Origin of the sequence: Blastococcus sp. CCUG 61487 (assembly GCF_005222955.1) — a bacterium.
In the GTDB taxonomy this organism is placed as follows: Bacteria; Actinomycetota; Actinomycetes; order Mycobacteriales; family Geodermatophilaceae; genus Blastococcus.
Window position 1 is genome coordinate 1 of the sequence record NZ_LWUA01000231.1, and the last position, 10,907, is coordinate 10,907.

The following is a 10,907-nucleotide window of genomic DNA, read 5'->3' on the forward strand; positions in this document are numbered from 1 at the left end:
CGCGGCTCAAGATAACGCTGGGGTTGTTGCTCCAGATCTGCCGCCACACCTCCTTGGGGAACGCGGTGAACGCAAGCACGTCGGCGCGGGCGGCCTCGAGGTGCTCGGCCACCCGAGGCAGCTTGTCGGCCAGCGCGTCCAGCACGCGGTCGAACTGGGCGTGCACCGAGGCGGCGTCGGGCTGGTCATAGACCGAGTGCAGCAGCGCCCGCACCCACGGCCAGGAGCTCTTCGGGCAGACCGCCATCAGGTTCGCCGCGTAGTGCGTCCGGCACCGCTGCCACGCGGCTCCGGGCAGGGTGGCGCCAATCGCGGTCACCAGCCCGGCGTGCGCGTCGGAGGTGACCAGCGCAACGCCGGTCAGGCCGCGGGCGGTCAGGTCGCGGAAGAACCCGAGCCAGCCGGCGCCGTCCTCGGCGCTGGTGACCTGCAGGCCGAGGATCTCCCGGTGCCCGTCGGCGTTCACCCCGGTGGCCACGAGGGCGTGCACGTTGACCACTCGGCCGCCTTCCCGGACCTTGAGGACGAGGGCGTCGGCGGCCACGAACGTGTACGGGCCTGCGTCCAGCGGCCGGTGCCGGAAGTCGGCGACCTGGGCATCGAGGTCCTTGGCCATCTCGCTGACCTGCGACTTCGACAGCCGAGTGATCCCGAGGGACTCGACGAGCCTCTCCATCCGCCGCGTGGAGACGCCGAGCAGGTAGCAGGTGGCCACCACGGTGGTCAGCGCCCGCTCCGCCCGGCGGCGGCGCTCCAGCAGCCAGTCCGGGAAGTACGACCCGGAGCGCAGCTTGGGGATCGCCACCTCCAGGGTGCCGGCGCGGGTGTCGAAGTCCCGGTGCCGGTAGCCGTTGCGCGTGTTGGTGCGCTCGGCCGAACGGGCGCCGTACTCGGCGCCGCAGACCGCGTCGGCCTCGGCCGACATCAGCGTGTTGATGAACGTGGTCAGCATCTGCCGCAACAGATCAGGCGAGGCCTGGGCCAGCTGCTCGTGCAGGAAGTGGGCAGGGTCGATACTGCTCGGAGCGGTCATCGCGTCGAACTCCTGGGGCTGTGGAAGGTATCCAGAAGATCACGCGGTGGCCGCCTCTACATGGAAGGCCCGCTGGTCACCGGGGCCGTCGCACACCACCTTGGTGGACGCCACTCGAGGGAGGCGGATTGGCGAGCAACTTTGCGTTCCTGCGCGCCGAATGGCCGCAGCTCGCCGACGAGGCCGCCCGCGCCGAGCACAACACCTACGGCGACCCGCGCGCCGCATGCTTCTACGCCCGCCGCGCCCTCGAGCTCACGGTGGCCTGGCTCTACGACGCCGAGCCCGAGCTCCGTCGTCCCTATCGGGACGACCTGTCGGCCCAGCTGCACGAACCGAGCTTCCGCCGGCTGGTCGGCCCGGCGCTGCACACGAAGATGGACGTGGTCCGGAGGCAGGGCAACCACGCCGTCCACCGGCCGGGCAACGTGCCTCCCGACCGCGCCCTGTCCACCGTCCGCGAGCTCTTCCACATCTTGTTCTGGCTCGCCGACCGGTACAGCCGGGATCCGCGCAACCGTCCCGGTGCGCACCAGTTCGATGCCGAGGCACTGCCCCGCCCGTTGCCCGCGTCGGTTCGCCGCCAGCGGCAGGAGGAACTGCGCGCGCAGGCCGAGCGGTACGCCGCCCAGGACGCCGAGCTGGCCCGGGAACGCGAACGCAGTCAGACCCTCGAGCAGGAGCTCGCCGAGCTGCGGGCCCAGGTGGCCGCCGCGCGTGCGGCCAACGAAGCACAGCCGACTGACCACGACTACGACGAGACCGCCACCCGCGACCTGTTCATCGACCTGCTGCTTCGGGAGGCGGGCTGGCCTCTCGACCAGCAGCGCGACATCGAATTCCCCGTCACCGGCATGCCCAACGCCCAGGGCACCGGCTTCGTCGACTACGTGCTCTGGGGCGACGACGGCAAGCCGCTCGGGCTGGTCGAGGCCAAGCGCACCCGCCGTGACGCCACCGAGGGACAGCAGCAGGCCAAGCTCTACGCCGACTGCCTGGAGCAGGCGTACGGCCAGCGGCCGGTGATCTTCTACAGCAACGGCTACGAGCACTGGATCTGGGACGACGCCGAGCACCCGCCGCGGCCGGTCCAGGGTTTCTACACGAAGGCCGAGTTGGATCTTCTCGTCCAGCGCCGTAGCAGCCGCAAGCGGCTGGCCGACCTCCCCGTCGACGACCGGATCGTCGGGCGGCACTACCAGGTGCGCGCCATCCGCGACGTCGCCGAGTCCTTCGAGGTGGACAAGGCGCGCCGCGCCCTGGTCGTCATGGCCACCGGCGCGGGCAAGACCCGCACGGTCATCGCGCTGGTCGACCTGCTCGTGCGGGCCAACTGGGCCAAGCGGGTGCTGTTCCTCGCCGACCGGGTCGCGTTGGTGAACCAGGCGGTGAACGCCTTCAAGGAGCACCTGCCGAGCGCCACGACGGTCAACCTGGTCACCGACCGCAGCGCCGACGGCCGGGTGTACGTCTCGACGTACCCGACGATGATGGGCTTGATCAACGAGCTGTCCGACGAGCAGCGGCGTTTCGGGCCGGGATTCTTCGACCTCGTCGTCGTCGACGAGGCGCACCGCTCGATCTACCAGCGCTACGGCGCAATCTTCGACTGGTTCGACGCGCCGCTTGTCGGCCTGACCGCCACGCCCAAGGACGACATCGATCGCAACACCTACCGCTTGTTCGGTCACGAGGACGGCGTTCCCACGTCCCACTACTCGCTGGACGACGCCGTCGCCGAAGGCTTCCTGGTGCCGGCCCGCGCCGTCTCGGTACCGCTGCGTTTCCAGCGCGAGGGCATCCGCTACGACGAGCTCTCCGACGAGGAGAAGGAGGCATGGGACCTCGCCGAGTGGGGCGAGGACGACCCGCCGGACGCGGTGTTGGCCGAGGCGGTCAACAAGTGGCTGTTCAACGCCGACACCGTCGACAAGGTGCTCGAGACCCTCATGACGCGGGGGCATCGCGTCGCCGGCGGCGACCGCCTGGGCAAGACGATCATCTTCGCCCGCAACAACGAGCACGCGAAGTTCATCGCCGAGCGCTTCGCCGAAGGCTTCGCCAGCGAAGGGAGCAACTTCGCGCAGGTCGTCACGTACCGCACGGAGTACGCCCAGTCGGTCATCGACGCGTTCTCCGATCCGGAGCGCGAACCGCACGTCGTGATCTCGGTCGACATGCTCGACACCGGCATCGACATCCCCGAGGTGGTGAACCTCGTCTTCTTCAAGCTGGTGCGGTCCAAGACGAAGTTCTGGCAGATGATCGGCCGTGGCACGCGGCTGCGCCCCGACCTGTACGGGCCTGGCCAGGATAAGGCCGACTTCTACGTCTTCGACTTCTGCCAGAACCTCGAGTTCTTCAAACAGCAGCTCGATCCGCCGGGGGGCGCCCTCGCGCCATCGCTGAAGGAGCGGCTGTTCGCCGCTCGTGTGGAGCTGCTGACCGGCCTCGACGGCCGCGCCGCCGGACCGGCCGAAGGCGACGGCACGGTCAGCGAGCGGGGACTCCGTATCGACTTGGCATGGCTGCTGAGCACCGAGGTCTCGGGCATGGACCTGTCCAACGTCCTCGTGCGGCCGCACCGGCAGTGGGTCGAGGCGTATGCAGACGCGAACAGCTGGCAGCGCCTCGCCCGGTCAACAGCGGGCGATGTCGTGCACCACTTGGCATCACTGCCGTCCTCGGCCGGTGACGACGACGAGCAGGCCAAGCGGTTCGACCTGCTGATGCTCCGGCTGCAGCTCGCCATGCTCGAAGCGGAGCCGTCCTACGACCGGCTGCGCGGGCAGGTGCAGGGCATCGCCGCCGCGCTGCTGGAGCAGGTCAACATTCCCGCCGTCCGGACCCAGCAGGAACTGCTCGACGCCGTTGCGGGCGACGAGTGGTGGGATGGCGTGACGCTCCCCTTGCTCGAACTACTGCGACGCCGCGTGCGCTCACTGGTCAAGCTCATCCAGAAGGCCGAACGAGCGGTGCTCTACACCGACTTCGAGGATCAGCTCGGCGAGGCGACCGAGATGACGCTGAGCGGACTGGCGCCCCCGGACGAGTTCGAGCGATTCCGGGCCAAGGCCCGGGTGTACCTGCGCGCACACGAGGAGCACGTGGCGTTGCAGAAGCTGCGCCGCAACCTGCCGCTCACCGAGACCGACCTCGACGAACTGCAGCGCATGCTGGTCGAGGCCGGGGTGGGTACCAGCGACGACGTGGCCCGGGCCGAACAGGAGTCGGCGGGGTTGGGCCTGTTCATCCGCGGCCTGGTCGGACTGGAACGCAGTGCGGCGACCGAGGCCTTGAACGAGTTCATCGCCGGTCGGACGCTCGCAGCGAGCCAGCTGGACTTCATCAACCTGGTCGTGGCGGAGCTGACCGAGCACGGCGCCATGGAAGCGAAACTTCTCTACGAGTCGCCGTTCAGCGAGATCGCGCCGCAGGGCCCGGAATCGCTGTTCAGCGAGGGGGATATCGATTCGCTGATCAGCATCCTGGACCGGGTCCGGGCCAGTGCGGGCCCGAGCAACATCGTCGCGTGATCGTCAGCGCGCCCACCGGCCGCCGACGGCATGGGCGAACGCGCGACCATGGCAAGACCGGTGCCGGCCGTGCGACCGCCGCCCGTCAGAGGCGGCCGTTGGCGCGCAGCAGGACCACCGCCTGCACGGTGGCGTGCCCGCGCCACTCCAGCGCGGCCGCGGGCGAGTAGCTGTCGAAGTCGACAGCCCAGCCGCCGTCGGCCTGCTGCCCCGCCGCCAGCCGGTCCAGCTCGGCGGCGACCACCTCCGGCGCGAACAGCTCGCGGGCCGGTCCGCCGGGGAACGGGGCGAAGTCCAGCGGACGCATCAACTCGTCCTCGGCGCCACCCGCGACGTGCAGCAGCCCGTCGGCCGGGATCAGCGGCCCCAGCCGCTCGAGCAGCGTCGCAGCCTCCGCCGTCCCCGACCGGGCCACCTCGTCGAGGAACCGCACCGCGAAGGCGAGCTCCATCGCATGGGTCTCCGGGCCGAGCCGCCCCGCGGCCTCCAGGCAGTACGCCGTCGCCCGGGCGAGCCACGCGTGCCCGGCCACCGCGGGGTCCGCGGCCGCCACCCGGTGCGCCGTCGCGGCCACGACCGTGGTGATCTGCAGGGAGGAGCTCGTGGGATCCGCCTGCACCCAGAACGGCGCGCAGGCCGCGGGGTCGGGCACGGGGAGGGCGAACGGCAGCCCGCCGTCTTCGAGGGTCACCCCCGCCAGCCAGTCGCACACCGCCGCCGCCCGCGGGGTGGTCGAGGGGGAGAGGTCGGCGAACGCCTCGAGGGCGTGCAGCGCTCCGCCCGGCTGGCTGCTCCCCGACCGGAGGTCCGGCTCCAGCCCCCAGCCGTAGCCGCCGTCGGCGTTGCGGTAGGCGTCCACGGCCGCGACCACGGCGTCCGGGGAGCCGTCGCCCAGCAGCAGCTCGAAGCGGCGGCGGTCCAGGGTGCGGGCGGAGGAGGCGAGGAACGCCGCGGCGGCCTCCAGGTCGACGGTCACGTCCCGCCACCTCTCTCCGGTCGGCCGGCCGCGGGGGGCAACCCGAGGGCGACGGTCAGCTCCAGCACCGTGCGGGGATCCTCCAGCCGCGTCCCGTACAACTCGCGCAGCTGCCCCATGCGGTAGCGCACGGTCTGCGGGTGGACGAACAGCTCCGCGGCGACGGCGTCCCGGCGGCCGTGGTGCAGCAGCCACGACCGCAGCGTCTCGGTGAGCTTCTCCCGGGCGCTCTGCCCCAGCTCGGCCAGCGGCGCCAGCGCCCTGGCCCGCAGGTCGGCCAGCGCCGTCTCGTCGGCGCGCAGCACCAGCTCGGGCAGCCGGCTGTCGGTGTCCAGGGGCTCGCTCCCGTCGGGCGCCAGCCCGAGCTGCACTGCCCGGAGCGTCCGCGCGTACGACCCGGCGACCTCCGTCCACGGCCGCGGCGGACCGACGACGGCGTCCCGACCGTCGAGCGACCGCAGCAGCGCCGGCCGTGACCGCCCTTCGGCGTCGGGCACCAGCAGGACCATCAGCTCGCCCTCGCCGCACGGGTCCGGGACGTCGTCGGTCGCCCGGAGCGTCCGCGGATCCAGGGAGACCATCGCGCCGCGCACCTGGCCCTCGGGCAGCAGCACAGCGGTCAGGGTCCGCGGCGGCGTCCAGTCGGCCCGCTCGGCCGCGGTGGTGAGCTGCTCGGGCGAGGCGCCGGCCAGCAGTGCTGCGGCGAGCCGCTCCAGGTAGCGCTGCCGGACCCGACCGCTGGTGGCCAGCTCGTCGCTGTGCCCGGCCACGCTGGCCGCCGACAGCTGGTCGATGAACGCGAACACCAGCTCCGCGAAGCGCGCCATCCTGTCGGCGGACATGCCGGCGGCCACCGCGGTGGCGCTCATCTCCCGCCAGGAGACCCGTGCACCCACCCGGTAGGCGGCCTGCAGCGCGTCCATCGTCCGGCCGTCGCGGGCCTCGCCACGACCGAGCTCGTAGGCGGCGGCGAGCGCCGGGGCGATGGGGGTCGCGGGGTCCACGCCGGTGCTGGCGGTGGCGAGCTCGAGGAAGCCGGCGAGCGCGAGCTCGACCGCGCCCTCGATCTTCTGGCCCATCCGCCCGGAGAAGGCGTCGGCGTAGCTGGGCACCTCGACGACGATCTCGGCGACGGTGCGCTCGGCCACCGAGGGGAGCTCTTCGCGCATCACTCGGGCGACGTCGGCGGGGATCGCCGTCAGCTCGGTCATCCGCCCTCCTTTGTACGCAGCGAACAGAACGTACCGGCTGATTCACGTCCGGCACACAGGTAACTGACCGCAGGGTCGGACAACCTTCTAGCCATGACGACGACCGTTCCGCGTCCGACCCCGGCGCGGTCGCCGCTGGCCTCGCTGCGGAAGCGGGCGCTGCGCGTGGCCGAGCTGGTGACCACCCCGCTGCTGCCGGTGGACTACCTGGACCTGTTCGACCCCCTCCGCTCCGGTGCCGCCCTGCGCGGACGGATCGAGGCCGTGCTCCCCGAGACCCGGGACGCCGCGACCGTGGTGATCCGCCCCGGCCGCGACTGGCTGCCGCACCGGCCCGGCCAGTACGTGCGCATCGGCATCGACATCGACGGGGTGCGCCAGTGGCGGGCCTACTCGATCACCTCGGTGCTCGGCCGCGCCGACGGCTGCTTCACCATCACGGTGAAGGCCATCCCCGAGGGCAAGGTCAGCAACCACCTCGTCCACAGGGCCCGGCCCGGCACGATCATCCAGCTGGACCAGGCGACCGGGGACTTCTGCCTGCCGGAACAGCCGCCGGCCAAGACGCTGTTCGTGACCGCGGGGTCCGGCATCACGCCGGTGATGGGCATCCTGCGCAACTCCGCCGAGCGGCTCGCCGACACGGTGCTGGTGCACTCGGCGCCCACCGCCGACGACGTCGTCTTCGGCGACGAGCTGCGCCGGATGGCCGCCGAGGGGCGGCTCCGGCTGATCGAGCAGCACACCGACTCCGTCGGGATGCTCGACGCCCGGTCGATCGCCGCGCTGGTCCCGGACCTGCACGAGCGCGCCACCTGGGCCTGCGGCCCCGTCGGCATGCTCGAGGCGCTCGAGGAGCACTGGGAGTCGGCCGGGATCGCCGAGCGCCTCTACACCGAGCGGTTCCGCCCCCGGGTCCTCGCCGGCGCGGGTGAGGGCGGCACGGTCGCGTTCACCAAGAACGGCACCAGCGTCGAGGCGGACGGCAGCACGCCGATCCTCGACGCCGCGGAGGAGGCCGGCGTCCTCATGCCGAGCGGCTGCCGCATGGGCATCTGCTACGGCTGCGTCCTCCCCCTGCGCGAGGGCGCGGTGCGCGACCTGCGCAACGGCGAGATCACCACCGCGGAGGACGTCGGCGACGGCGTCCTCGTCCAGACCTGCGTCAGCGCGCCCGCGGGCGACTGCGCCATCGACCACTGACCCAGCCGACACCACGAGGAGCCGGACGCATGACCGTCATCCAGAAGAAGCCCGACAACCCCATCGCCCACCTCACCGCCGAGGACATCGAGCTCATCGGCAAGGAGCTCGACACCATCCGCCAGGAGGTGCGCGACAGCCTGGGTGAGGACGACGCGACGTACATCCGCACCGTCATCGCCACCCAGCGCAAGCTCGAGCTGGGCAGCCGCGCCGTCCTGCTGGTGTCGATGTTCCCGCCGGCCTGGTTCGTGGGCACCGTCGGGCTCTCGCTGGCCAAGATCCTCGAGAACATGGAGATCGGGCACAACATCCTGCACGGCCAGTGGGACTGGATGCGCGACCCGAAGATCCACTCCACGACGTGGGAGTGGGACATGGCCAGCCCGGCGGCGCAGTGGAAGCACTCGCACAACGAGCTGCACCACACGTACACGAACGTGATCGGCAAGGACAACGACCTCGGCTACGGCATCATGCGCGTCGACGAGGACCAGAAGTGGCACCCGCTGTACCTGGCGCAGCCGCTGTGGAACTTCGTCAACGCCTGCTTCTTCGAGTACGGGATCGCCGCCTACGACCTGGAGCTGGGCAAGAACCTGGCGACCAAGAAGCGCCGGAACGACCCCGCGTTCCGCGCCGCCGCCAAGCAGGTGCTGAAGAAGATCCGCAACCAGGCGTCCAAGGACTACCTGCTGCACCCCGCGCTGTCGGGCCCGTCGTTCCTGCCGACGCTGGCCGCGAACTTCACCGCCAACGTCGTCCGCAACCTGTGGTCGCACTCGGTGATCATGTGCGGGCACTTCCCCGAGGGCGTGGAGACCTTCGAGAAGGCGTCGATCGAGGGCGAGACCCGCGGCGAGTGGTACCTGCGCCAGATGCTCGGCTCGGCCAACATCTCCGGCAGCAAGGCGATGCACATCCTGACCGGGAACCTCAGCCACCAGGTCGAGCACCACCTCTTCCCGGACCTGCCGAGCAACCGGTACGCCGAGATCGCGCCGAAGGTGAAGGACATCTTCGACCGCTACGGGCTGACCTATCACTCGGCGCCGCTGCACAAGCAGGTCGCCAGCGCCTGGCACAAGGTGATCCGGCTGTCGCTGCCCAACGACTGGCTGGCCCAGACCACCGTGCGGAACGCGCCGTCGCAGCTGGCCAAGCTCGCCCGCATCACGTTCGGTGGCCGGCAGGTCCGGCGTCAGCTGCTCAAGGCCGCCTGAACCCGGCACCGTCGAACGCGAGAGGCCCAGAACCGTCCTGGTTCTGGGCCTCTGGTGTTCACCGGTCAGGTGGATACCAGCGCTGGCGGGCCTCCTCGGCCCAGCCGACCAGGCCGGCGAGGTCGACCCGCTCGCCGTCGTCGGTGGTGGCCCAGCCGCTCCACTCGCCGAAGCACTGGTGGGTCTCCGAGCCGAGGACGCCGAGGTTGGTCCGCGACGCGCGCTCGTGGAACGGGTGGAGCGTCGCGTCGACCGTCGCGCCGTGGATCCGCCAGGGGCGCTGCCAGTCCGTGCGGTCGTACTCCCACCGCAGCTCCTCGCCGATCTTGTGCATCCGGCCGTCGACGAGGACGGCGTTCTCCGTGGAGCCGGTCCCGTCGGTCCACTTCCCGCCGAGCTGGATGCCCCGGCGGCCGGAACCGCTGCCGGCCGCCCAGTTCCACGTCATGCGGTAGGGCCAGCGGCCCCGCCCGTGGTCGAGGACGGCGTAGGAGTCGGCGCCGTCGATCGCGACCTCCTCGCCGCGCACCACGAGCCGCCCGGTCACCGGGAGGGCGAGGTCCTTGACGGTGTACTGGAAGAGCCGGTGGCTCCAGGGCACGACGACGCCCATCGGCTCGTGCCCGGGCTCGCGGCTGGCCAGGACGTCGAGCTCGACGTCGGGGGCGGTGACGCGCAGCCGGGTGCCGTGGTCGTCGGTGGTGAACTGCCACCGCATGCCGGCGTGCTCCGCCGTCGCCGTCCCGGGGCCGCAGTGGGCGGGCATCGAGACGCCCCGGGCCAGGGGCGCGAGGGCACCTCGATCGGTCTCCTGGCCGGTGCGGCGGTCGAGGACGTAGATGCCGTGGACGCCCGCGTAGTCGATCGAGGAGAGCACGGTGCCGACGACGTGGGTCGGGGTGACGATGCCCCAGTACTCCCAGCGCTTGGTGCGCCCCCACCCACGGAGGTTGGCTCGGTGCTGGGGCCGGCGGGTCCAGCCGACGGCGTCCGGGTTCAGCCGCCCGTTCGGACGGCAGAGGTCGACCGGCTCGGTGATCTCACGCTCGGTGGTGGGCACCGCCGCAGGCTAGCCAGTCGTGTTTCCCGTGGAACACCCGCCGGCCGTGGGCGTTGGGGCGTCGGTCGCGTACCGATCTCCGCCACGCTGACGCGATGCGGACCCTGAGCTATGGCATGAACGTGAGCCTGGACGGTTACATCGCCGCGCCCGGAGGTGACCTCGGCTGGTCGGCGCCGAGCGACGAGCTGTTCCAGTGGTGGTCCGACCGGGTGGGGGCGACCGGCCTGGCGCTGTACGGGCGGCGGCTGTGGGCGGACATGAGCGGTCACTGGCCGACCGCCGACCAGCAGGCCGGCGTCACCCCGGCGCACGCCGAGTTCTCGCGTCGCTGGCGGGCCATGCTGAAGGTGGTGTTCTCCTCCACCCTCGAGACCGTCGACTGGAACGCCCGCCTGTTCTCCGGGGACGCCGTCGCCGAGATCGCCCGGCTGGAGGCCGAGGACGGCGGCCCCATGGACGTCGCCGGCGCCGCCCTCGCGGCCACCGCGATGCGGGCCGGGCTGATCGACGAGTACGTGGTCGTGACCCACCCGGTCCTGGTGGGCGGCGGCACGCCGTTCTTCACCGCCCTGGACGAGCGGGTGGACCTGAACCTGGGGGAGACCCGGGCGTTCCCCGGCGGCGTGCTGCTGACCCGGTACGAGGATGCTCCTATGGATCGT

The 10,907-nt window shown here is 71.5% G+C and carries 8 protein-coding genes; 4 read left to right on the forward strand and 4 right to left on the reverse strand.

Annotated elements, in window-relative coordinates; all coding sequences use genetic code 11:
• Nucleotides 1-1,033, reverse strand: a 1,033-nt coding sequence (locus A6V29_RS12455) for an IS256 family transposase (RefSeq protein ID WP_137160593.1), incomplete at its 3' end; no start/stop codon positions are given.
• Between the two features lie 128 nt (nucleotides 1,034-1,161).
• Here A6V29_RS12455 and A6V29_RS12460 point away from each other — a divergent pair.
• Entirely contained in the window at nucleotides 1,162-4,569 is a 3,408-nt protein-coding gene (locus A6V29_RS12460) for a DEAD/DEAH box helicase family protein (RefSeq protein ID WP_137160594.1), read from the forward strand.
• An 85-nt stretch (nucleotides 4,570-4,654) separates the two neighbouring features.
• Here the strand turns inward: A6V29_RS12460 and A6V29_RS12465 are convergent, their stop codons facing one another.
• Both A6V29_RS12465 and A6V29_RS12470 read right to left on the reverse strand, forming a co-directional pair.
• A complete protein-coding gene (locus A6V29_RS12465; RefSeq protein WP_137160595.1) occupies nucleotides 4,655-5,545 on the reverse strand; it encodes a hypothetical protein in 891 nt (296 codons plus the stop codon).
• The gene (locus tag A6V29_RS12470; RefSeq protein WP_137160596.1) at nucleotides 5,542-6,756 is read right to left on the reverse strand and encodes a PucR family transcriptional regulator; all 1,215 of its coding nucleotides are present in this window, start codon (nucleotides 6,754-6,756) and stop codon (nucleotides 5,542-5,544) included. The genes A6V29_RS12465 and A6V29_RS12470 overlap by 4 nt, the downstream gene beginning before the upstream one ends.
• Before the next feature lie 93 nt (nucleotides 6,757-6,849).
• On the opposite strand from A6V29_RS12470, the gene A6V29_RS12475 reads away from it, so the two are divergent.
• Both A6V29_RS12475 and A6V29_RS12480 read left to right on the forward strand, forming a co-directional pair.
• On the forward strand, nucleotides 6,850-7,959 hold the full coding sequence (locus A6V29_RS12475) for a ferredoxin reductase (RefSeq protein WP_137160597.1): 1,110 nt from the start codon (nucleotides 6,850-6,852) through the stop codon (nucleotides 7,957-7,959).
• A gap of 29 nt (nucleotides 7,960-7,988) precedes the next feature.
• On the forward strand, nucleotides 7,989-9,182 hold the full coding sequence (locus tag A6V29_RS12480) for a fatty acid desaturase family protein (protein WP_137160598.1): 1,194 nt from the start codon (nucleotides 7,989-7,991) through the stop codon (nucleotides 9,180-9,182).
• 58 nt (nucleotides 9,183-9,240) lie between these two features.
• On the opposite strand, the gene A6V29_RS12485 is transcribed toward A6V29_RS12480, so the two are convergent.
• Nucleotides 9,241-10,242, reverse strand: a complete 1,002-nt coding sequence (locus A6V29_RS12485) for a DUF2804 domain-containing protein (protein WP_137160599.1) — start codon at nucleotides 10,240-10,242, stop codon at nucleotides 9,241-9,243.
• Nucleotides 10,243-10,337: 95 nt separating this feature from the next.
• Here A6V29_RS12485 and A6V29_RS12490 point away from each other — a divergent pair.
• Nucleotides 10,338-10,907 (forward strand): dihydrofolate reductase family protein (locus A6V29_RS12490; RefSeq protein WP_137160600.1); only part of this gene is annotated, 570 nt, incomplete at its 3' end.